Genomic DNA, 23,208 nt, shown 5'->3' with positions numbered 1-23,208 from the left:
ATTAAGACGGGCGGGCGATCCCGCGCGGGAACCGCCCGCCCATCACATTACCTCTTCAAGCTGACAACTTCATCGAGGAACTGGTCCGCCACTGTAATCACGCGTGCGCTGGCCTGGAATCCGCGCTGCGCCGTGATCATGTTGGTGAATTCCTGCGCAAGGTCGACATTCGATTCCTCAAGAGAGCCGGAAACGATCGTCGAGTTGGAAGCGCCGCCGGCCGGAGCGATGGTCGCCGAGCCGGAGTTCGGGGAGGCATCGAACATGTTGCCCCCCGCGTTCGTCAGCCCGTTCGGGTTGTTGAACGTTGCAAGCATCACCTGCCCCATCGTGACGTTGGTGCCGTTGGTAAACGTGCCAAGGATCTTTCCGCTTTGGTCGACCGAAACCCCGCTCAGCGTGCCGGAGGCATAGCCGTCCTGCGACTGCGGAGAGATCGTCGACGTTCCGCTGGTCTGCGTTATGCCGCCGAACGCGTTCAGTGTCCCCGCGCTCAAGTCGATCGCCATGGCCGAAGCACCATCGTTCGGGTTGATTTTGAGGGCGGATGAGCCGTCGTCGTAAGTGAACGATTTCAGCGTGCCGTCCGCATTAAAGTCGATCTTTCCGGTTTGTCCGCCGGCGATCGCCGCTGGAACCGGCGCCTCGGCCGACCACGTCCACTCGTTCGATGTGGACGTTTTTGTGAACTTCACCGAAAGCGTGTGCGCGTTTCCCAACGAATCGTACACGGTGATCGAGGCATTCGTCGAATCAGCTTCTTTCGAGAGGTCCGCCGCGAAAGTACTTGCACCGGCGGATTGCGTCAACCCGGTAGAGGTGATGTTGACAGAAATTGACGGAGCGTTGTCTGTCGGCTTGATGGTAATATTTGCAGGAGTAAATGCTGTCAATGCGCCGGTTGCGGGATCGAAGGTCGCTGTCCCGGTTCCGCCGACAATCGTTCCGCTTGGATCTGCCGTTGCCACGCTCCAGGTGTTGGCGGCCGTCTTCGTCAGCGTCAGCGTCACGGCATGCGTTGTTCCGAAATCGTCGGTCACGTTGAATGTCTGGTTGACGGTTCCGCCGACAGCCGTTCCGGAGTCGATATTGCCCGTCAGGTCGGCATTGGCCACCGTTGCCGTCGAATCAAGATTACCGGCAAGCTTGACGCTCGTGGTCGCTTTTGCGGGGGAAATTTCGTGCAAGTCGATCTGCAGATTTTGGAGTGCGCTGCCAGGAGTAATGACACCGCTTGACGACGCCAGCGATCCCTGCAGGATCGCTCCCGACCCGGGATTGACCAGGTCACCGTTCGCATCGAGCTGGAATGTTCCTACCCGTGTGTAATGCGTCTGGCCGTTGAGGCTGACGGCAAAGAACCCGTTGCCCTGAATTGCAAGGTCGGTCGAAACTCCGGTCGATTGCAATGTGCCCTGGGTGAATTCCGTGTCCACGGTGTTCACTGCAACCCCGAGACCGACCTGGATGGCGTTCGTTCCTCCATTGCCGTTTTCCGGCTGCGTCGCGCTTTGGAGCGTCTGCGCGAATGCTTCTCCGAACGTTGCCCTGCTTGCTTTGAATCCGATGGTGTTGATGTTGGCGATGTTGTTCCCGATCACATCCATCATTAATTGATTGTTCTGCAATCCGGAAACGCCGGCGAAGAGAGATCTAAGAAATGCCATAGTATATACCCTCCTAAGGTATGTGTTGCGTTTGTTTGCCGAACCTCTGTCATTCGGTTCGGCAGGAGGGCTTCCTCAGCGTGCCGCCCACGCGGTCTGCTGAAGTCCAGCCCGTTTAGTTGATTAGTGAATTAATATTACAGCAACTCATGACGCAATAATTGCGCTGTCGATGTTCGTGAACACGTTGTCCTTCATGTTCGCGCTGTCCATTGCGGTAATGACCGTCCGATTCTTGACGCTCACGACGAACGCCATTTCCCGCATCAGGACCAAAGAATCCTTCGCTCCTTTCTCATCGGCCTTCGTGACAGCGCTCGAGAGATTGGCCATATCGTCGTCGCTTAACTGGATGTTCCGCGAGTCGAGCCGCTGCTGTGCATGTTTGGAAAATTTCAGCCCGTTCAATTCCTTCGAGAGAACGGTTTCGAATGAACGCTCTTCCGGCACCGCAATTGCCGGACGTTCCTTCAAACCATCCATACCTCCGACAGGAAGGAATGGTACGTTCACTCCATTGATTGTCTCTGCCATAACCTTACTCTTGCATGATTTCAAGAATGTCAGAAAGCGGAACTTGCGTTCCATCGACAACAAACGCTGTGCCGCTTGAATTGAATTGAACGCCGGTCACGGTTCCATAGATGTACGGCGATGCAGTGATCGATGCGCCGTTGCTGTCCGTCGCCTGAACCGAGAAGGTGTAATTTCCAGAACCCAGTTGCTGCCCCGAATCGTCCGTCCCGTCCCATGAGAACGTCTGGTCGCCGCTGCCGGTCGGAGCGCTCTGGATCGTCTTTACGACGTTTCCCGATCCGTCCATAATGCTCACCGTGACCGTATTTGCCGCGGACGGAAGCGTATACCCGAGTTTCATATCTCCGGATCCGCTGTACTGGAACGCATTCGTGGTCGCGCGCACATCTTTGCCGATAAAGGTCGCAGCAAGGTCGTTGTTAATGGACTGCGTCAGAACAGTATTGGCAGTGATGCTCTGCCCTAACTCGGTATTGATGTTCGTCAACTCCTGCACGGAACTGAACTGCGCAAGCTGTGAGGCGAACTCCGTTCCGTTCATCGGATCCATCGGATCCTGATACTGCATCTGCTGCGTCAATAGTTTCAGGAAATCATCTTCTCCCAGCACCGGTGTTGTGCTGCTTTGGGCCGAGGAAGCGGCCGGCGAACCGGATGACAACAACGAGCTGGCGGATTGCACTGATGTAGACATGGCTCTCTCCTTTACATGATTAATTCGATAGTATTGTATCCCATTGTCCGGAGGGATTCGTACTGCTCGACTGCATTGGCTCCCGACGCATTCTTCTCATTCGCCTGCCGCTTCGATTTGCTTTCTTCGGAAGAGCCCCCGAACGCCGTCTGGCCGTCCGCCACAACGTCGATCCGATGCACATCGATCCCCTTCGAAAGAAGCGTGTCCCGCAACTGCGCTACGTTCGTATCGAGCACGGCCTTGACATTCGCGTTGCTGACATCAATTTGTGCCGACACCTTGCCGTCGTCCATTTTCACTTTCATGGTCACTTCCCCCAAAGATTCGGGCTTCATTGTAATGCGAATCTCGGAAGAGTTATTCTTGAAATTTGCTGCAAGGCTTTTCGACACCTGGTCCATGATCGACTGTTCCAAGTTGCCTGGGAGCAGGCCGGCTTGCGGGGAAGAGGCGCTGGATCCTCCTTTGACCGCCGGTTCAGAACGAAAAGCCGCGATCGACGGGCTGTGCAAACCGGAAACTTGGTTCGCCAACTTAGAGAGGAGTTCGGTCTGTGATGCCGGGATGCCGGCGTTCTTGTTCTGGTTATTCGACGCCATAGAAATAACTGGTTCTGTTTTAGATGACACATTCTCCGGAGTCGGAACGGCCTGATCGAATTCGGCCGGCTGTGCGGGAGCGCCGGAAATTTTTCCTTGAGAATGAAGCTGGCCATTCGAGGTTGAATTCCGATCGTTTCCTCCTTGCGTCCCGTTCTTTGCCGGTTCTGTCGATGGGGCCAGTTCGTTCATTGCAGACACGTGCGCCTCCGGTTCTTCTCCCTTATCAATTTTGCCGTTCACATCAGGATGATTGACGGGTGTTGGAGCTCCGTCATGGCGAATCGTGTTCTCAGGTTCGATCTCCTTCTGATTTTTGAAGGGGCTTGAAATTTCCGAGAGGACAGGGGATGCTTCTGTTTTTTTAGGGGCCGGAGCCTGGGAAAGATTCTTCCCCCCCATTTTCCCGACGGCGCCTGCGTTCGGTACCGTACCAGTATCATTCTGCGCCGAATCCGGACGGATGTTTATAGGATCGATCTCGTTTTGAGCAACAGGCAGCGCGGTCGAGGTTGATTGCGTGCCTCCCGATCTCCCTTGGTCCAAATAACCCGCTGTCGGGATTGAAGGTGAATTTTCTCCCTTAGCGGCTTTAATCTCGGGGGGAACAGAAGTGAATGTTGCTGTTGAAGTTTTTAGAGTCGGCATTTCGACCGCCGGGTCTTCACCTTGTCCCTCTTCATTGACGAGTCCAATATCAACCGGCAATTCCGGTGATTGTACTTCTGTTTGCATTTCCTGAACGGCAACACCCCCCTGCTCGGCCATTTCTTTTGGCGAAACCGCAGTCTCCGCATTCTCAGCTGCAGTGGCCACACTGGAAGAGGGATGGAACTCTTCTCTCTGATGCGTTTTAGCCGAGAGTTCGGGCGTTAAAGCTTGCGGTAACTTTTCCCCCAATTCCTGGTCGATCGATCGGCTGGCTGAACTCAACGGCATAGGGGGAAGATCAGCCGCACTTTCAAATTTGCCGGCATTTGAACTTGTCTCCGGATCGAAAATTAGATCATTGGGAAGTTCTGCCGGCTGATGCGGGTTTTCCACCGGGAGAGTATTCATCGCCGGCTTAATTGGTTCAGCCTTCACATTTGGGATGAGCGTGACATTTTCAGTCTGCTGCGGGGACAGCTGCGGCTGGGCGCTCGTTGCTGCTGGAGCCGTATTATATGCCCCCTTCGATCCCACCGATTTGTCATCGACGTTAAATCCCGCGGGCCTTAATGGAATATTTTCGTTCGGCGTTATGGGTTGATCAATTTCCTGAGGGGGAATTTCGGTAGCGATTCGAGGGGTGAAAACATTCCCGTCTCTTTCCACGTCGGATACCCGAACAGGTTCCCGTCCGTATTGAGAATGAAGATTCGTCTGACCTGTAATTCCAAATTGTGCCGGTAATTCTCTTTGGGCTTCCGCATCAATGAACGGAGCCGGTGATCGAAGAATTGGAACAGAGATTTGTTGGTCAGATATCTCTTGCTGAGCACCGTTATCTTCCCCGGCATCCGTAGATGATGGTGATCCAAGGTTTGAAGATGAGTCGACCTGCTGGGCAATTGGTTCCCTGCTTGTGATGCCCTTTGGCTCAGACACATCTTCAACCTGCATATTTTGGGTAAGCGGAGCTGCCGGCGCAATGAAAGGCGCAGATTCAACCCTCTCGTTGCTTGTAACGGGATTTGGTTGAGCATCGCCCCGGATTCCCTTTGACAATGAATCGAAGATATTGTCGGTTCCGTCGGGGATCGATGTGGGAATGTTATTCTGCTCTTGCGACAATGAAATAGCATTCTTCACATTTTCGATTCCGCCGTTTTGCGCTGGCTGCTTTCCAATATTCCCCTGGCCGGTAGAAGTCAGCACGATTGTTCCATCGTCCCTGTTCTTGGTTCCCTGGTTTGTTCCAATAGTAGCGGAAGGTGATGTTGCAACTGTAGGGGTAATATCGGAGAGACCCTCATCCGCAACGCTCTTACTTGTCATCGTTCCATGCGGCATGACATCGGCATTTGGAACTTTTTTCGCCAATGACGGCGAAGGGAGCGTAATTGTTTGAATGTTCTTCCCCTCTTGGGGGGACAAACCAGCAAGCAGGTCAACTGCGGCTCCCTGAATTATCTGTCCTGATGATATTGTAGACGTCAACGTTGAATTCCGAGGAGAGCGTTCAGAAGATTCACTCGTAATGATTGTTCTGATGGACAGGTCCGGACTCCCTGTGCTCCGAGTTGGCTGGGTCGATTCCCCGGGAGTCCATCTGGGCGGGATGATCTCTGCTGCTTCATCAGTTAAAGCTTCCCCCTGCGTCTGTTGAACTATTGAATTTGCTGCTTGGGCGCGGGGCACGTGAAATTCGAGAGGTCTATTCGGAAGACCGGAAGTTCTGGAGGCTGATGCATCAGGATCCAGTGGGATAGAAACTGTCTCTGCTGACAAAACCGAATCCGTTGTCCTGGGCGTTAGCATTTTCGAGGAGGGATTGGAATCGTTCAGCATTTCTCCATGAAGAGGAGCATTTTGAGTAATCTCAAATCCATTAAGAGGAATGCCTCCCTCAACAGAAGCCGGCTTCACCTCTTCCTGTGATGAAAATTGAACAGAATTGGAAAAAAGCGTATTCGTCTCGGGCTGCTCAGTTTTCCCGCTTGATGGAGTTTCAGGGGAAGGTGATCCCGGATACTCATTCAATGCGTACGAAGAAGGCATACCGGTTTTTGTGTCCGGCGTTATTTCTGCTGTAATACTTATTTCTTTCTTCGGTGATTGATCTCCTAAAATCGATTTGGGATTGAACGCATTCTCAATTTCGTTTGATGCCGGAGATCCGTCATGTGGCGGGACGCCGTCGATCTTCTGATACTGAATCGTATTCATCACCGTTCCCAAAGGGAGCATTCCGTTGGCCAGCAATTCTAATCCTGCCACTGAGGTGTCGGAACCAGCGGAGATCCGGTTTGCAGCGGGCTTGGCCGATTGACCGCTGCCTGCAGCTGGCTGTGCTGTTTGAGTCACGGGCTGCGCTGAAACCGCAGGTTGGATCGGCATCGTCGGCGTTTTCGTAAAAAATTGCAGGAGCATCGGCAAAAAGAGCGACTGCTGAGAAGCAACGGGCGCCGGACCTGACTGCGCTTGAACGCCGCCGTTCTTTTGGTTAGGAGAGAGCATTCCGAAAATATTTAAGATAGTCATCCGTTGCCTGTGCAATGATTACCGTATCATTTTAGCCGCCAGTTTCGGCTCCATCGCGCTGAGGATCTTCCCGGCCTGTTTTTTCTTGACCGCCATCAGCACTTGTCTCGCTTCCGACAATTTAAGGTTCTGAAGAATTTTCGCCGCATTTTCCGCGCTCATAGACTCCAGGAGTTTCGCCGTTCCCTTTATTTCTTTCGCGTGTGCGCTGTCGGCGCCGGTCGTTTGGGTGAGCACTTTTTTCTCCAACAATTCCTCCTTTTGGATCTCAGCATTGAGTTTGCTGGAGAGCAGTTTGAGACTGTCGCTAGAGGCCGAGACCACGGTCACTTGTTTGACATCAAAAGAGACCGAATCCTTCGGTTCGGTTCGGAGAGAGTCGACCTTCGCAATGATCGAGTCCGCGGGCTTCGGCGGAGGAGCGGCCTGCGCAGCCGGCGGGCTGTTCAGCACCGTGAACGCCTCCGGTTTGAAATAATAGAGAACCAGAACCACCTGCACTGCAAGCACAAGCGTTACGACCCAGAGCACGACGTATGTGAGCGCTGGCTTCATTACCTAGATCTCCCGAGTTACGCGTTGAGCGAGAACGTCGATAAGTCGTTGTTCCTTCCGGTCCGCCTCACGTATGAATTCCGCCTGCCTCCGCTGGTCGAGATTTTCTACCATTTGTTTTGACTGCGTTCGTTCGACGAGCTCGGAACGCTTATCGTTCTCCTGAAGCTGGATCTCATTGACTTTTTTCTCCTTCTGGCGAATTTCGGTCGAAAGGGTCTTCAAAAAAGCACGGCTCGTTTGCAATTCCAGCGCCCTGGACCTTGAAACGCGCACCGCCTCCGACATGGCATTTTCTCTCCGGTCATTCAGATCGGAGAGCGCCGCCTGTTCGACGTCTTTTGAGCGAAGGAGATGAACGAGTTCTTCGTGCGCCTTCTTTTCCTGATACTTCTTGACTTTGAGTACAGTTGCCAGACCAGTGTCTACAAATTGCATTCTCTTCACCGTAACAATTAAGTTTCGCTGACCAAACTTCTTGTTTTTAGATCCCGACTTCCGAATTTGTCCGGACAGAGATCATTTCCTCAGATGTTCCATGCAACTTTTCCCTTAACTGGCTTTCCTGCTCGCGAAGAACGTGCACAAGACGGGTCAAGCCAAGAATGATAACGCAATACGCGATGCCGATCACTGCAATTGTCATCGTATTCCCTCCTTCCTCTCCGACACGTTACACTTTCATCAAACCGATCAAACGTTGAATGCTTTCTTTCATATCTTCTTTTTCATCCGGGGCCTGGCGCAGGAACGTCCTGATCGCCTCGATCTTTGCAACCGCGGCATCGATGCGGGGATTGCTCCCCTTCACGTACGCCCCGATGTTAATAAGGTCTTCGGCCTCGCGATACGTTGCCATCAGGTCCAACAGGCGCTGTGCGGCTTGCCGGTGCTCGGGCGTCGTTATTGCCGGCATGACCCTGCTGACACTTTCGAGGACATCGACGGCCGGGTAGTGTCCCGCCGAAGCGAGCCGCCTCGAAAGAACGATATGGCCGTCCAGGATCGACCGGACCGCGTCTGCGACAGGCTCGTTCATATCGTCTCCTTCGACGAGCACGGTGTATAATCCCGTGATGCTTCCCTTTTTCGCATTACCGGCGCGCTCCAGAAGCTTGGGCAGGATCGCAAAGACGGAAGGGGTATATCCTTTTGTCGTCGGCGGTTCGCCGATAGCCAGTCCTACCTCGCGCTGGGACATTGCAAGACGGGTGACGGAATCCATGAGGAGCATGACATCTTTTCCCTGGTCGCGAAAATATTCGGCGATGCTCGTCGCCATGAATGCCGCTTTAATTCTGATCAATGCCGCCTGGTCGCTTGTCGCCACGACGACCACGGAACGCTTCAACCCTTCGGCGCCAAGCTCCCTGTCGAGAAATTCCCCTACCTCTCTTCCCCGCTCTCCGACGAGGGCGATCACGTTGACGTCGGCGCTGGTATCCCGTGCGATCATCCCGAGCGTCACGCTTTTGCCGACACCACTTCCTGCAAAGATTCCGATGCGCTGCCCCTTGCCGCAGGAGAGGAGAGAATCGATCGACCGGATCCCGGTGACGATCGGCTCCGTAATGCGCCGGCGTTCGAGCGGGCTCGGCGGCGCATTATAGATCGAACGGATTTCCGAGGTCTGCAGCGGCCCTTTCCCGTCGATCGGCTGTCCGAGACCGTCGATGACTCTACCGAGCAATGCGTCGCCGACGTTCACCGACAAGGTCTTTCCGGTGGCAACTATTTCGCTTCCCGGGCTGACCCTATTCGCCTCGCCGAGCACCATCGAGAGCACGCGGTTATTTCTGAAGCCGACGACTTCCGACAGACAGACATCTTCTCCCCCTTTCGACTTCACGATACACACTTCTCCGAGCGACGAATTCGGCCCGATCGATTCGATCACCAGGCCGATCACCTGGGTGACACGTCCGTTCACTTTGATCAGGTCGAGGTTGCGCAGCTTTGCCAAATAGCCTTCGAAATTATTGAACAGGTCGAACTTCCGCTCATCGATCCCGCCCGTCCCATTCTCATGGGGCGGCGTCATCAGCTCGCTTGCTTGGAGATTTTCTAAAACATCCGGCATGGTGGAAACCCGTTTCATTGGATATTCTCGAGCAGCGCCGCCTCGATTTTCTTCATTTGGGTCGAGATACGGACATCGACATTTCCCGAATCACTTTCGAGAATGCAGCCCCCGCGCTCGACCTTTTCGTCCGCTTCGATCAGCATGTCCCTCAGCGAATCGGAACCCGACGCGATCGCTGCACGGTGTTCCCTCACCATCGCTTCATCGACCGGGTTCACGCGTACTTTGATATTGTCCACGCCGAGGACCCTCCGCAGGCCTTCTTTGATCTGTTGCAGCACCACCGTATTATCGAGGATCACTTCCCGGCGGAGGATCTGTTCTGCCACGGCAAGCGTAAACCTGATGACGATCTCTTCGGACCGTTGCTGCATCTGAGAAAATTCTTTTCTGATATTCTCCATCAGCGACTCGAGCTGGACGATCACCTTGAAGGTTGTCTTTTTTCGCTCATCGCTTACACGCGTTTCAAATTCTTCCCGCAGCCTCTTCTCAACGGACTTGCAGCCGTCGTCGAACCCCCGCTGATATTCGTGGTCGAGGGAGCGCTGGATCATCCCGTCTCCTTCGATAGTTTTACGCTTCATGAGGACCGTTGAGACCATTTCTTCATCCACCAGCGCGGCGGGCGTTTCCACCGAATTCATCGGCTCCGCCTCGGGTCTCGGCGTCAATTCCGGGAATGGAATGTCGGTCACCTCATAGCGGGTCAGCCTGGCGCTCCCGACGAGCCTGCGCAATTTGATCACCTCAGACAAACACTTCCTCCTTGCCGCCTCTTCCGGCGACAACGATTTCTCCCTGGTCCTCAAGCTGTTTGACGATCTCGACGATGCGCGTCTGCGCCATCTCCACATCCTTGAGACGAACCGGACCCATATACTGCAATTCCTCTTTGAGCAGTTCCTGCGCTCGTTCGGACATATTGCTGAAAATCTTCTGCTTCAATTTGTCCTCGGAGACCTTCATCGACATCGCCAGGTCCTTCTTATCCACTTCGCGAAGGATACGCTGAATCCCTTTATCGTCGACGAAGAGGAGGTCTTCGAACAGGAACATCAGACGTTTGATCTCTCCGGCAAGCTGCGGGTTCTTCTGTTCGATGCTTTCAAGAATGATCTTCGCTTCCGCGGTGCTGCAGCGGTTGAGAATGGCCGCCACCGATTTTGTCCCTCCCAGCGAGCTCATGCTCTGGCTGATCTCGGCTTCGGCAATATCTTCAAGGACTGCCTCCATTTCCGAAAGGAGCGCGGGGTTCACTTTGCCCAGGGTCGAGATCCTGAACGTGACATCGTTGCGGAGCTCGTCGGAAAATTCCGAAAGCACCTGGGCGGTCTGTTCCGGGCTCAGGTTGGAAAGGATCAGAGCGATCGTCTGGGGATGCTCCTTTTGGAGAAACCCCGCGAGCTGTTTCGGGTCGGCCTTTTTCAACATATCGAAGCCGGTCACGTGAGAGAGCACCTTGACCTTCTCCAGCACGTCCGCGGCCTTGGCGAAACCGAGCGTATGTTCGAGGAGCTGCTGGGCGTAATCCAATCCCCCCTGAACAACGTACTGCTGCGCAACAATGAGCTGATGGAATTCGTCAGCGACGTTATCGATCACGTGCGACGAGACGCCTTTCACGTTCGTGATCTCGAGCGTCAGGTCTTCGATCTCCTGCTGGCTGAGTTTCCGCATGATGCGCGTCGCCGCTTCGACGTCAAGAGAGAGAACGAGTAACGCCGCTTTTTGTTTGCTGGATAATTGCGCTTCTGGCATGGGTTCCGTTTTCCGTTATTCTTCCGCCAACCACACTTTAAGCAGTCGTGCCGCGTCTTCGGGCTTGTCGTTCACGTACTCCGCGATCCGCTTTCTTTTCTCCGCCCTGAGAAGCGCATCCTCTGAGATCTCCTCTTCAGGAGAAGGAAGACGAATGGACGATTTCTTTGAGACGAGAACGCCTTCAGGGTTTCTCATTTCAAAGGCCGCTTCATCTTCTCTGGAATGCACGACCGTTTTGTTGACAAGCGAACGGATGATAAAGAGCGCCGCGAGCATGAATCCTACAAGAAGAGCTTTCTCGCCGATGTCATACCAATCGGCTCCCGGCTGATCCTTGTACACCAGATCTTCCTGCTGCAAGGCATTGCCAAACTGCAGGTTGACAACCGAAATTTCATCGTTCCGCTGGGGAGCGTATCCGACCGCACGTTTGACGATGTCCGTCAGCTGATTGAGCTCTTCCGTTTGAAGCGGGGTATACTCAACGGTCTTCTGTCCGTTCTTCTCGACCGTCTTTTGTGTCCCGTTGATCATCGCCGCGACGGAGAGGCGTTTGACCGAGCCGACGCTTTCAACAATGTGCTCGACCGTCTTGTTGATCTCATAGTTCGTCACCGAGCTCGTGTGCGTGGACGGCGGAAGAGAGTCGCTCAGCGAATTCTTCTCTTCCGAGGTCTGCTCGCTGCGCACTGCGGTGTTTTCCGGGTCATACTGCTCGAGGTTCTTTTCCGCCTGCGTGAAATCCAGATCTGCATTCACCTGCACCAGGGCGTTTCCCGGGCCGACGACTCCTTCCAAGAGGTTTTGCGCTTTTTGGGCAAGATATGATTCGACTTTTTGCTGGAGCTCATATTGCGTGGATGTCAGCGCGGTCAGCGAGTTCGGTTTTGTGTTCTCGGAGAGTAAAGCGCCGCGCGAATCGACGATGGTCACATTGTTCGCCTCCAGCCCTTCGACGCTGCTCGCGACGAGATGCGCAATGCTCTGGATCGTTTCCTGGCGCAGCGGTTTCCCGGATTTTAGCTTGAGGACCACCGATGCCGTCGCGGTTTTTTCGTCCTCCTTGAACAGGGCTTTCTCCGGCACCACAATGTGGACGCGCGCCCCTTCGACCTCCTCAAGCTCCAGGATCGTCCTTGCAAGCTCCCCCTCAAGCGCCCGCCGGTAGTTGATCTTCTGCACAAAATCCGAAATGCCTAAATTGGTCCGGTCAAAAATTTCATACCCTATCACGCTCGACTGAGGCAGCCCCTCGCCCGCAAGCGACAGACGCAGGTCATAGACCTGCTGCTTGGGGACAAGGATCGACCTTCCGCCGTCCTCGAGCGAGTATGGAACATTCTTCTCCTTCAACTTGTCGACGATCTTCGAAGCATCCTGCGGGCTGACGTTGCTGAAGAGGGTCGCGTAGGAAGGACGGTTCACAACGCTGACGAGGCTCGAGATCGCGACAGCCGCAACAACGGCCACGGTGCCGAACATCACTCGCTGTCGGAAGGTAAGCCTGCGGAAAAATTGGGTGAGTTGATTCACCGATTGAGTTTCTGCCATGCCTTACACCTGAATTCTCATTATTTCCTGGTACATATCGATCGTCTTGTTGCGGATCTCCATGAGGAGATCGAAGCTGGTCCGCGCCTTTTCAACGGCGATCATCACGTCGTGAAGGTCGGTCCCTTCCCCTGCTACCATGCTGTCCACCGCCTTACCCGCTTCGGATTGGAGGTTGTTGACGTCGGTAATCGCCTGGGAGAGCGTTTGACCGAACGAAGCCCCCGATTCCTTCAGGGCGCCGTTGATCTCGTTCCCATTTGAGGGACCGCCGACATTCGGCAGCAGCGTGAGCGCTTGATTGATTTTCATCGAATTATCCTTTACGATCGACCACTGTTCCCAGCGCTGAAGCGGATCGCGATCCGTCCTGCTTGTACAGGGAATACGCCTGAAGCTCCGGCGCAGAGGACGGGAAGAGCTCCTCGAAATACGTCTGTTCCGCGCGCGTCAGCGTGGCACTCGGACTCGTGTATTGCGTCTGCGGTGTTTTTCCGCTCCCGGCACTCTCCAGCGCCTTCTGCCATTGTTCGGGCTGCGCGGAAACGCCGCTCTTTTGCGGGATGATCTGCATTGCGGATGAAGAAATATCGTTCACTTCCATCGTCAAATCTCCAGTGCGTCTTTAGCCATGGTCTTTGCCCCGTCGATCGCCGTCACGTTCGCTTCGTATGAACGCGTCGCCGAAATCATATCCACCATTTCAGTCACAACGTTGACGTTCGGCATCTTCACATAGCCGTCTTTGTTCGCGTCGGGATGCCCGGGATCGTAAACCATCTTAAACGGAGAGCTGTCGACCTCCTCCGACGATTGAACGCTGCCGCTCGCACCGCCTTCCGATGCGGTTCCGTCCGCTGCATCGGAAATATGCCCCTCGTTCGTCGTGGCAAGTTTCATGGTCATCGTACTCAAGGTAGAAGAGAACGACTGATCCGAGGTTCCCTTCACGACGACGATTTTACGGCGGTATGGTCCGCCGTCTTCCGTTTTTGTCGTTTCTGCGTTCGCCATGTTATTGGCGATGGCGTTCATCCTCTTGCGCTGCGCCGTAAGCCCCATTGCGCTGATGTTAAACCCTGAAAAAAGTTTATCTAATTTCATGTTTGTGTGCCCTTAATACTGTCCTGAATATCCCTGAAGGTATCGGTCAAAAGGCGCGCCGCAAATTTGAACCGGATCTGGTTTTTAGCGAGGTTTGCCATTTCGCTGTCGATGTCGACATTGTTGAGGCCGCTTGCAAGAGGATCGCCGCTGAGCGAATTCTCCGTCGGCGCATCGATGATCTGAGGGTCGGCATTAGCAACATTGGCGGGTGTTCCTGAAAGATGCCCTTCATTCGTCACTGCCTGGTTCGTTCCTCCCCGCTGGAGCGACCCGGCCATCTGGTCTTCGAACGTGACGCTTTTGGCGCGATATCCTACCGTGGTGATGTTGGCAATGTTTGAAGCGATTACTTTCTGACGAAGGGTGTAGACATCCAGGGCTTTTCCAAGAAGCGGGACTTTGGTCGTGTCGAAAAGTTTCACTGCACATCCTTAAAAAATTGAGGAGATGGACTGTTCTTGCTCAGAAATCAGATTCCTAGGCTGTCATACCAGCCTTCATACCGGGTCGTGTTGCCCCGCCGTACATGATGCTTGCCGGAAAAAAGAGTCACAACGGCAATGAGAGCGGTAACTACGCTGATGAACAGCCCGAATCCCTTCCTGTAACTTCCTGTCGAAACCATGTCTTTATCCTCCGCTCGGTTCAACTCAATTTTCTATATTAGTCGGCAAGAAGAATGCCAAAGTGGGATAGGGGCGGTTCTTTAGCATTTAGGGGTGTTCTATCTTTTGGACGGGAGGCGATCGAAGACGGTGATGGTTAATATGAGGCAGGTGTCAACTAATCACCATCATACTCAAGTTTGATCTCTGCATGCTTGCCGCAGGTGCAAACGACCTCGATACTCTCGATAAATTCACCGTTGCGGTGGAGAATGATCCCGGGCTGGCCAGATTCGGTGGCTTCAACCTCAATTTTCACGGCTCCGTTTGAGTCTACAGCGTCGGCTTTGAGGACATTGCCCTTCCCCCCTCTTTTCGCGACGCGGACATTCTGAAAGGAGGCAAAATCGACAAACGAAGAAGGTCTTTGCTCTTGACTTTTTCTCATCAATCAGCTCCCTGCACAACCTTGACAATCGTATCGGCCATTGAGTCAAGAGGCACAACCATGTTTGCAACTCCCTCGTCGATGGCAGCCTTCGGCATTCCGTAAACAACGCACGATTCCTGATCCTGCGCGATGACATAGCCCCGTTTTTTTCGTATCAACTTCAGCCCTTCAAGACCATCCTTCCCCATGCCGGTCATGATGACTCCCAGTAAAGGGCTGTCGATAGTTTCGGCTGCAGAAGTCATCATAATATCGGCGGAAGGATGGTACAGAACATTTTTCGGTTCGTCGGAGATCCTTATCCGGACAGCTCTAGCCGATCGCGCAAAGGTCATGTGCCTTCCCCCCGGGGCGATGTAAACAACTCCGGGCTCCAGAGGATCGCCGTCAGCGGCCTCTTTCACGTGAACCCGGCTCAAACCGTTCAGCCTCTCCGCAAGCGAAAACGTAAAACGGGGGGGCATGTGCTGCACAACGGCGATACCCAGGGGAAAGTTCTCCGGAAGCTTCGGAATTGTCTCAAGGAGGGCGAACGGCCCTCCCGTTGAAATTCCAAGCACGACGGCTTTGAATTCTCTATTCTCCGGGGGAGCATAGACGGACGGCCGCACCGAAGGCCTTTTTGCTGCCGGTGCCTGGATATGCTGGCCCACAGCTCTGATTCGCTGCAGGCGAAAGATGATGGAACGGCTGCGGACAATTTCTTTGACCTTTGAAATCAGGTCGTCCTTAATTTTGACGATATCCAAAGAGACATATGAGAGCTCTTTCGAGATGAAATCGACAGCTCCAAGGGCAAGCGCATCGAGGGTCGCCTGAGCTCCTTCGGTCGTCAACGAGCTGACCATCAGAACAGGGAGGGGCATCTCCTTCATGATGGCCGCCAGCGCTTCAAGGCCGGTCATTACCGGCATTTCGATGTCCATCGTGACGATATCCGGCTTGAACTCCCTGATCTTTTCGATCCCTTCCTTCCCATCGCGTGCGGTTGCCACCACCTTTATGCCCGGGTCGGATTCCAGAAGCATCGAAAGAGATTTCCTCATAAAGGCAGAATCGTCGACAACGATGACTCTAATGATTCCGCTCATAGGGTCACCCGCGCTTCCGCATGCATCGCTCTGGGCTGTTCCGAACAAAGCTTCATCAACTCTCCGATATCGATGATCATGATCACCCTGCCATCCCCCAGGATCGTGGACCCCGCAATTCCCCGCACATTCCCGAGGTACTCACCGATCGTCTTGATCACCACTTCCTTTTGACCGAGGAGCGAGTCGACGACAATCCCAAGGTTCTTCTCCCCCACGCCGACGACAACGATGTACATCCATTCCGCGCATCCCTGGTCGCTGCCGGATCCAAGGACGCGTGAAAGATGAGCCAGGGGAAGGACCGAATCGCGAAGCCGGATGACCTCGCTGCCGCTGATGGTTGCTATTTCCTTTTTATTCACCCGGACGACTTCCCGCACCGAATCGAGCGGTATGCTGAAGATCTCTTTCTTCGCTTCCACAAGAAGGGCTTGAATGATCGCCAGCGTCAGCGGGAGCTTGATGATGATCTTGGTTCCGACGTTCAGCTCGGATTGAATCTGGATATTCCCTTTCAACTTTTCGACGTTCGTCCGCACAACGTCCATTCCGACGCCGCGTCCGGAGACATTCGTTACCTTTTGAGCCGTGCTGAAGCCCGGGGCAAAGATAAGGTTGAATGCCTCGGCCTGCGTCATCTCCCGCGCCTGGGTTTCTGTGATCATTCCTTTTTCCACTGCTTTTGCTTTCAGCGTTTCGGGGTCCATGCCGTGGCCGTCATCATGAATCGAGATGACCATATGGTTCCCTTCCTGCTCAGCCCTCACAGTGATCGTCCCTTTTGACACCTTTCCGGCGCGCGCTCTCTCTGATGGAACCTCGATCCCGTGATCCGCCGAATTGCGGAGCAAATGGATCAGCGGGTCGTTCAATTCCTCAATGAGCGATTTATCAAGCTCAGTTTCTTCCCCTTCCAGCTTAAGCTCGATCTCTTTCCCCGTTTCTTTCGATAATTCCCTCACCAAGCGGGGGAGCTTGTTGAACACTTTTGCGATGGGGACCATGCGCGTCTTCATGACGGCCATCTGTAGTTCGGTGGTGATGAAATCGATATGCGCGTTGGTTTCGCCGAGTTCATGCATCAACGACTCCCCCTCGTACTCTTCGTTCAACTGATGCGCGACCTGGGACAAGCGGTTCCGGCCAAGCACCAATTCGCCAACCAGATTCATGAGTGCATCAAGGCGCGCAACGTCGACTCGGATCGTCGAATCCCCCGATTTTGCCTGCATCGACGATGCGGCGATTTGAGCGGAACCTAATTCATGAGTCGATTTCTCTTCATGCTCGCTTGCCGCAGCAGTTTCTGCTTGTTGCTGTTCGCCCCCCGGAATCCGGGTGTCCGCCGATGCCGGTTGCGTCCCTCTCTCCCGCCCGGCGGATATGCCCTCGTCCCTGTTAGCGCTGATTGCATCGAGCCTGAGCATCACGCCGGCAAGATCAAGCGGATCGTTGATGTGGTTCTCTATTCGATGCATTAATTCCTTGAGGAGGTCGTACGCTTCGAACATCACATCCATTTTCTCTGAAGATACCTTGAGCTCTCCTTTGCGAATTTTATTAAGAACATCCTCGAATGAATGGGCCAGCGCGGTTGTTTGTTCGAATCCGAGAAAGGAGGATGTTCCCTTCAGCGTGTGAACCGCCCGGAAGATGACATTGTGCAGTTCTGAATCAGCCGGATTCTTTTCGAGTTCGAGCAGATTCTGCCCGAGTTTTTCAAGGATCTCATTCGATTCAACGATAAAACTCTCGAGAATCTCGGCCATTTCGCCGTCGAATGCGTGAGATGCCTGATTTCCTTCAGAGGATGATTTTTCAGTTGCCATATGAGCGCGTTCCAGTAGATTTGTTCATCGCGTCGGGCGGATTCTTTTTCGGCCGCAGCCGCGATGAGACCGTTTATTTCTTTTCTGAAAATTGTTTCACGATTTCGTCCGCGATATCCTGGCGCTCATCCGTCGGCGAGTACCGGGCATCGACATCGAAGACAGGTGCCGCGGGCAGTTCCTCGGCATTATCGTGAACGATGTCGCTTGTATCTCCATGCTCAAAGCGGCTCAGCGCATGGACAAGTTGGGCTTCGACCGATTCAATGGTATGAGCGACACTGGATATCTGCTGGCTCGCGATGTCCTGAACCTGCAATGCCATGGCAATATTCATCGAATCTTCCTTCGTTCTTCGCAGAACATTCTCTATTGCTGGAAGAGCTTCACTTCCATCGATCCTGCTGACGATCTCATTCACAATCACTGTGACGAGTTCGGTCGACGAGTACGCCCCGGCTTCTGCGTTCCCATTGGTCAGCCCGTCTGCGATCCTCTTCGATGAAATCTTGAAGCCCTGAATGATTTCCTTCAGCTGCGTGACCTGAGCTTCAGCCTCCGAGATTCTCGAGGTCATCGCCTCGAGCACATTGAGAATTTCAACTGCGGCGTCCTCGGTTTCCTGGTTCACCTTTGAAAGCTGTTTGGTTGCCTTGGGAATCCGATGAGAGCTCTCCTCGATGGAGTTCCTGACGTTCTCGAGCAGCGGAACGATCTCATGCAACAAATGAATAAAGTCCTTGAGCGACGCCCCGCCGTTGTCTCTCTGAACTTGTTCCTCGGGGTTCACCGGTGACGCGAAAAATGGGCTATCCATGGAAGTGGCTCCAATGTTATCCTTAAGAGAGTGCGCCGTTGAAAGCCGGCGGCACGGTACAGTGTGGTTACGCAGATTTCAATTCTGCCGTTTTCATGACCTGGTCGATCTTTTCCTTCAAGCCCTGAGGCGTAAAGGGCTTCACGATATAATTATTGACACGAGCCTTCATGGCCTCGATGACATCGTCCTTATTGCCCCGTGTGGTGATCATCAGGATCGGAATGCTTTCGAACTGAGGATTCGATCTGAGCCATTTCGCAAGCTCGAGGCCGTTCATTTCGGGCATGTTCCAATCGGTAATGACAAACTGGGCCCCCTCGCTGAGAATTTTGGCGACGGCGTCTTTTCCATCCCCTGCTTCTATCACGTCGTCGAAACCCTGAGTCTTCAACGCATTGACGACAATGCGCCTCATTGTGAGCGAATCATCTACAACAAGAAACTTTCCCATGCGTCCTTTCCTTTTCCGTTCTTTGTGGTTCCTGTGTTTGCCGAACCTTTGCGACGTTCATTGACGTCAATCGGTCCAGCTCAGATATTTCGAAACTTCGTACTGGACCTTTTCAAGGCTAAACGGCTTGACGACGTATGAATTGACGCCGAGCTTCACTCCTTCTTCCCGCGTCTCCCGGTCCTTCAACGACGTGAGAATAATGACGGGGAGATCTTTGAATTCAGGGTTTTCGCGGAGCGCCCTGATAAATTCAAGCCCGTCCATCGTCGGCATATTCAGGTCGGTGATGACGAGGCTGAATTTCTGCTTGGAGATCTTTTCAAGGGCATCCATCCCGTCGCAGGCCGTGGTAACGGTGAATCCCTGCATGCTGAGGGAGACCGAGACAAACTTCCTTACGGTGGCGGAATCGTCGACGACAAGTACTTCCTTACCCATAGGGAATTCACTCCTTTTGATACGCTACTGTTTTCGGAAAATTCATGACTTTGAATGCTGAGGATATCCCGTGCAGCGATTCGGCATACCCGATAAACAGCGACCCGCCGGGATTGAGGTTGTCGTACAGGTCGGACACAACCTGGATTTTCGATTGCTGGTCGAAGTAGATGAGCACGTTGGCGCAGAAGATTATATCGAACCGTCCCACGCCCCGCATCTTTGGACGGTCATAAAGATTCAAATGATAGAACCGGGCAAGCCGTTTCGCCTCCGAAGCAAGATGGAAACGTCCGTCCACGGCGTCAAAATACTTTTCGAGAAACAGCTTTGGGGTATTGCGCACCGAATACTCGCGGTAGATTGCCGCCCGCGCGGTGTCGAGCACCGAAGGACTGATATCAGTGCCGACGATTTCAATGTCCAACGACGGAAATTTCGGCCGGAGCCGTTCGAGGTAGATCATAGCGATGGTATAAGCCTCTTCACCGGACGAACATGCAGCGCTCCACACCCGCAGCGCTGTCTTACCGCCTCCTTTGGCAGCGATGAATTTGGGGACCAGGATGCGCTCGAACGCTTCGAATTGGGGCTCATTCCGGAAGAAAAAAGTCTCGTTGATCGTCACGGCGTCATAAAGAAACTTCATTTCAGCGCTTCTGTCGGTGCCGCACCGAACCATCCGGAGATACTTGTCGAAATCATCGATATCGAGCATCTGAAGCCTCTTGCCGAGCCTTCCTTCAAGCAGGTATTTTTTGTTGTCTTGAAAATAAATTCCGGTGTTCTGATAGATGAAATCCCGCATCGTCCGGAACATCTCGTCGGTCATCTTCGGCGCGGCCGGAACGCCCGGCAATTGCATTGTTGTCATCAAAGGTGCAGTCACAACAATCTCCTAACGGTGGTCAATTGGACTTGAGGCTGCGGACGCTAAACGGGGATTATTCTCTCTTGATGCTAACGTCGCCGCCGCCACCCCGCGGACAATTTCGTCGTCGTCGCCGAGAAAGCGGACGATGAAGTCGGAAATACCCCGGTTTTCGAGCGAAGCGACAAGTTCGATGACATGAATCCGCAGCCACGGGTCTGGCTCTTCGGTGACCTTGGAGAGATATTCGAATGCCCGGTCGCCGTCGAGACGGAACATCGTATCGATGACAGCGCCGCGGGTCTCTTCATTCCCATCCTTCCACGCGGTCGTAACGAAATCAAACGCACGCTGCAACTGGTCCAGCTGCTGGTCGAGTAATTGAGGAGACAGGCTGTGGTAGTCGACGCCTGCCGAGACCCTGCCGATCAGCGTGATGATTTCCTTCACAGGGACGATCCTGCCGCGGCGCGCAAGCTCTACAATGGCGCCAAAGGTTTCATTCCGCCGGAGAAGGATAGGGATAACAAGGTCATCGAGCTCCTCCGACAACCCGACAACGCCGGCAAGCGCCATGGTCACTTCCACGCCATCCATGTCGGCCAATGCCATCGCCGCGCTCATCTTCACCGCGATGTTGTCGTATTCAAGCGCGTGTACCAGATCGCCTTGAAGTTCCTCGAGCTCGCCGAATGGATGCCGGTACCGCTCGAGAATCCTCACCATCGCATGCACCAGAACATACCGGACGCTCCCTTTAACACTTGGCAAGCTCTTCCGGAGGATCGGAAGCGCGTCTTCGGACCCGATGAGGGCAATGGAATCGGCAACCGCATAGAGAACAAGGGGGTCAATATCCTGCCGGCTGACCATCGCTGAAAAATACTTCAGCAGGAATTCGCTCGCTTCGTCACCGCCGATTTTCCCGAGCGCTTCGGCGATCGTCGTCTTGGCAAAATCGTGCAGCTTAAAAATTCTCACAAGGTGGGGAACGGCACGCGTGCTGCGGATATTCCCGAGGGCTTCGGCGGCCGAGACGACGACATTTTCGTCGGCATCATCAAGCAACGGCAGAATATGGTCGACGGTCTGCTCGTTCCCGATGAGGCCGAGGATATCAACAGCGAATTTTCGCACATCCTGGTTGACATCGTACAGGTACGGGAGAAGAGCGCCGACAGAAGAACTTTTCAATTTAAGCAGCAATTCTGCTGCAAGATTTCGCGTTACAATATTCTCATCGGCAATATATTCGACGGCGGCGTGCGCAACGTTCTCGCTACCGATTATCGATAGAGAGCGTAGCGCAGAATCGCGAACTCCTTTATTTTCATCGCGCAACGCGGCGGCCAGCGCAGCGATCGGAGTGAACCCTTTCGTTTCCGCAAGTTCTTCAGCAGCCCGCCTTCGGAGCGACGGATCCTCGGCGGAGAGGAGTGCAGCGAGTTTCTCACGTAATTCATTTTTCATTGTGGATCAGAAGAATTGACATGTAAGAACACTTTCGAATCAGGAAACAGTGGCCGATTGCTCCTCAATTTTCCCATTTTTCTCGGTAAACATAACTTCCCTAAGCGCATTCTGAACGAGCTTTTTTGTACCGTTGATTTCCAGAAGAACGTTGACGTAGACCGTCCCGCGGGCGACAACGCGCGCCGACTCGGCCGCTTGCAACGCTCCTTCAACCTCCGTTTTTTCCTGTTGAAGATTTACGAGCGCAGACGGAAATTCGGATTGAAGTCCTTGCAGCTTCGTGAGAAGGGCATTTTGTTCTGCGCTCAAAGGAGCATCTAACTGCATGCGGATGAGCTTGAAGAGACATTCTTTCACTTCGCCCGCTTGCTTATGAATTTGTGCGACACTGTTGTTGATGGAATTGCATTTTTCCAAAAGCTCTCCCCGCCTTCCGACGCGGACAATCGCCTGCGTGTCATCGCCGTTCCCCAGGTCGTAGACTTCGACCCCGTTTCCTGCGCGAAGAACGCAGCCCACAAATCGCGCTTTCGGCGAAGCGATCACGTCGCCGGCGTTAATTTTAGCGCAGACCGCCTCGCGCTCTATGGTGACGTTTTTGCCGCTGAAGACGGTCTGGTTAAGAACATGCCGTATCGTGACACTCCCCTCCGCCGTGATCGATCCTTTGCCGTAGCCGAGGAAACCACTCTTCACGATCACGTTTCCCCCCGCCATGATCGTGGCATCACCAACATTTCCGCGAACCTCAATGTCTTTCTTAACTTTGAGCGTGAAATCACTCTTCACGTCACCAGTGACAATGAGCGATCCGATGAAATCGATGTCGCCAGTCGAAAAATCAACGTCCCCCCGTATTGTCAGGACAGGCTGCACTTCGATGGTCCCGTCCGACTTCACGAGGAAATGGCCATCTTCCGTGGCCGTCAAGACGTCCGGTTGGTTCGGATCGGAGGCGATACACGTCCCTCGGAATACTCTGGCCTTCTTCCCCGGCTTGGGCAGAATGGGAAACCCCCGGACTGACATCCCCGGAGTTCCGTCTTCGGGGGGATGGATGACCACAAGCCTCTCCCCTTTTTTTACATTATGGATCCGGTGGAGATTATGCATATCGACCACTCCCCCTTTTTCCTCCAGCAGTTCGGGAGTCTGAACGTCGATCAAACATTCAACCCAGCCGTCTTTTCCTACCACGGGTTCAATCCCTTCGGCGATGAGCACCGGCGTACGTTGTGCGGCGGACAATGTGACTGCCGAACACAATCCTTCTTTCAAACCGAACACGATTCCCCTCTCCCCAAAGAATTTGACAAGCTCTTCCTCGGCGGCGACGTGATTTTCTGACAGTTCATCATTTGTCACATACGCCCGGGTACCGTCATCGGAGACTGAAATTTTGAGATGTTCGTGCACCGTTCCGCCGC

At 53.7% G+C, this 23,208-nt stretch carries 25 protein-coding genes; all 25 read right to left on the bottom strand.

Translation table 11 applies throughout. The features are described from left to right. Positions 1-47 precede the first annotated feature (47 nt). Positions 48-1,667: a flagellar hook protein FlgE gene (locus VMF88_02160; protein HTY09852.1), complete on the bottom strand. Its 1,620-nt coding sequence runs from the start codon at positions 1,665-1,667 to the stop codon at positions 48-50. A gap of 147 nt (positions 1,668-1,814) precedes the next feature. Further along, positions 1,815-2,150 (bottom strand): TIGR02530 family flagellar biosynthesis protein, encoded by a 336-nt coding sequence (locus VMF88_02155; protein ID HTY09851.1) that lies wholly within the window; start codon positions 2,148-2,150, stop codon positions 1,815-1,817. A 55-nt stretch (positions 2,151-2,205) separates the two neighbouring features. Next, on the bottom strand, positions 2,206-2,898 hold the full coding sequence (locus VMF88_02150; GenBank protein ID HTY09850.1) for a FlgD immunoglobulin-like domain containing protein: 693 nt from the start codon (positions 2,896-2,898) through the stop codon (positions 2,206-2,208). 11 nt (positions 2,899-2,909) lie between these two features. After that, positions 2,910-5,642 (bottom strand): flagellar hook-length control protein FliK, encoded by a 2,733-nt coding sequence (locus VMF88_02145; protein ID HTY09849.1) that lies wholly within the window; start codon positions 5,640-5,642, stop codon positions 2,910-2,912. A 1,062-nt stretch (positions 5,643-6,704) separates the two neighbouring features. Continuing rightward, positions 6,705-7,241 (bottom strand): hypothetical protein, encoded by a 537-nt coding sequence (locus VMF88_02140; protein ID HTY09848.1) that lies wholly within the window; start codon positions 7,239-7,241, stop codon positions 6,705-6,707. A 3-nt stretch (positions 7,242-7,244) separates the two neighbouring features. After that, positions 7,245-7,679, bottom strand: coding sequence for a flagellar export protein FliJ (fliJ, locus tag VMF88_02135; protein ID HTY09847.1), 435 nt, complete (start codon positions 7,677-7,679; stop codon positions 7,245-7,247). Positions 7,680-7,725: 46 nt separating this feature from the next. Further along, the gene (locus VMF88_02130) at positions 7,726-7,887 is read right to left on the bottom strand and encodes a hypothetical protein (GenBank protein ID HTY09846.1); all 162 of its coding nucleotides are present in this window, start codon (positions 7,885-7,887) and stop codon (positions 7,726-7,728) included. Between the two features lie 27 nt (positions 7,888-7,914). Continuing rightward, positions 7,915-9,282, bottom strand: a complete 1,368-nt coding sequence (fliI, locus tag VMF88_02125; GenBank protein ID HTY09845.1) for a flagellar protein export ATPase FliI — start codon at positions 9,280-9,282, stop codon at positions 7,915-7,917. Between the two features lie 53 nt (positions 9,283-9,335). Further along, complete coding sequence (locus VMF88_02120; protein HTY09844.1) at positions 9,336-10,073, bottom strand: flagellar assembly protein FliH; 738 nt, start codon at positions 10,071-10,073, stop codon at positions 9,336-9,338. Position 10,074: 1 nt separating this feature from the next. Then, positions 10,075-11,085: a flagellar motor switch protein FliG gene (fliG, locus tag VMF88_02115; GenBank protein HTY09843.1), complete on the bottom strand. Its 1,011-nt coding sequence runs from the start codon at positions 11,083-11,085 to the stop codon at positions 10,075-10,077. A gap of 15 nt (positions 11,086-11,100) precedes the next feature. Next, positions 11,101-12,639 (bottom strand): flagellar basal-body MS-ring/collar protein FliF, encoded by a 1,539-nt coding sequence (fliF, locus tag VMF88_02110; protein HTY09842.1) that lies wholly within the window; start codon positions 12,637-12,639, stop codon positions 11,101-11,103. A gap of 3 nt (positions 12,640-12,642) precedes the next feature. Next, positions 12,643-12,951, bottom strand: a complete 309-nt coding sequence (gene fliE / locus VMF88_02105; GenBank protein ID HTY09841.1) for a flagellar hook-basal body complex protein FliE — start codon at positions 12,949-12,951, stop codon at positions 12,643-12,645. Between the two features lie 4 nt (positions 12,952-12,955). Beyond that, on the bottom strand, positions 12,956-13,243 hold the full coding sequence (locus VMF88_02100) for a hypothetical protein (protein HTY09840.1): 288 nt from the start codon (positions 13,241-13,243) through the stop codon (positions 12,956-12,958). Positions 13,244-13,245: 2 nt separating this feature from the next. Beyond that, the gene (gene flgC / locus VMF88_02095; GenBank protein ID HTY09839.1) at positions 13,246-13,743 is read right to left on the bottom strand and encodes a flagellar basal body rod protein FlgC; all 498 of its coding nucleotides are present in this window, start codon (positions 13,741-13,743) and stop codon (positions 13,246-13,248) included. Next, a complete protein-coding gene (gene flgB / locus VMF88_02090) occupies positions 13,740-14,168 on the bottom strand; it encodes a flagellar basal body rod protein FlgB (protein HTY09838.1) in 429 nt (142 codons plus the stop codon). The genes flgC and flgB overlap by 4 nt, the downstream gene beginning before the upstream one ends. Before the next feature lie 47 nt (positions 14,169-14,215). After that, positions 14,216-14,371 (bottom strand): hypothetical protein, encoded by a 156-nt coding sequence (locus VMF88_02085; GenBank protein ID HTY09837.1) that lies wholly within the window; start codon positions 14,369-14,371, stop codon positions 14,216-14,218. A 158-nt stretch (positions 14,372-14,529) separates the two neighbouring features. Then, positions 14,530-14,799 (bottom strand): hypothetical protein, encoded by a 270-nt coding sequence (locus tag VMF88_02080; protein ID HTY09836.1) that lies wholly within the window; start codon positions 14,797-14,799, stop codon positions 14,530-14,532. After that, positions 14,799-15,893 (bottom strand): chemotaxis response regulator protein-glutamate methylesterase, encoded by a 1,095-nt coding sequence (locus VMF88_02075; protein ID HTY09835.1) that lies wholly within the window; start codon positions 15,891-15,893, stop codon positions 14,799-14,801. Before VMF88_02075 ends, VMF88_02080 begins: the two co-directional genes overlap by 1 nt. Beyond that, positions 15,890-17,725 (bottom strand): chemotaxis protein CheA, encoded by a 1,836-nt coding sequence (locus VMF88_02070; GenBank protein ID HTY09834.1) that lies wholly within the window; start codon positions 17,723-17,725, stop codon positions 15,890-15,892. The genes VMF88_02075 and VMF88_02070 overlap by 4 nt, the downstream gene beginning before the upstream one ends. A 73-nt stretch (positions 17,726-17,798) precedes the next feature. After that, a complete protein-coding gene (locus VMF88_02065) occupies positions 17,799-18,542 on the bottom strand; it encodes a protein phosphatase CheZ (GenBank protein HTY09833.1) in 744 nt (247 codons plus the stop codon). A gap of 67 nt (positions 18,543-18,609) precedes the next feature. After that, complete coding sequence (locus VMF88_02060) at positions 18,610-18,996, bottom strand: response regulator (protein HTY09832.1); 387 nt, start codon at positions 18,994-18,996, stop codon at positions 18,610-18,612. A 66-nt stretch (positions 18,997-19,062) separates the two neighbouring features. After that, positions 19,063-19,437 carry a response regulator gene (locus VMF88_02055; protein ID HTY09831.1) on the bottom strand — a complete coding sequence of 125 codons (375 nt, stop codon included), beginning with the start codon at positions 19,435-19,437 and terminating at the stop codon, positions 19,063-19,065. A gap of 7 nt (positions 19,438-19,444) precedes the next feature. Further along, entirely contained in the window at positions 19,445-20,326 is an 882-nt protein-coding gene (locus VMF88_02050; GenBank protein ID HTY09830.1) for a protein-glutamate O-methyltransferase CheR, read from the bottom strand. Positions 20,327-20,335: 9 nt separating this feature from the next. Beyond that, on the bottom strand, positions 20,336-21,778 hold the full coding sequence (locus tag VMF88_02045) for a HEAT repeat domain-containing protein (GenBank protein ID HTY09829.1): 1,443 nt from the start codon (positions 21,776-21,778) through the stop codon (positions 20,336-20,338). Positions 21,779-21,817: 39 nt separating this feature from the next. Further along, the gene (locus VMF88_02040; GenBank protein HTY09828.1) at positions 21,818-23,197 is read right to left on the bottom strand and encodes a FapA family protein; all 1,380 of its coding nucleotides are present in this window, start codon (positions 23,195-23,197) and stop codon (positions 21,818-21,820) included. Positions 23,198-23,208: the final 11 nt, after the last annotated feature.

The organism is Bacteroidota bacterium, assembly GCA_035506275.1.
Classification (GTDB): Bacteria; Bacteroidota; Ignavibacteria; order UBA10030; family UBA8401; genus JAGVPT01.
This window is presented reverse-complemented; position numbering and strand designations above follow the sequence as displayed.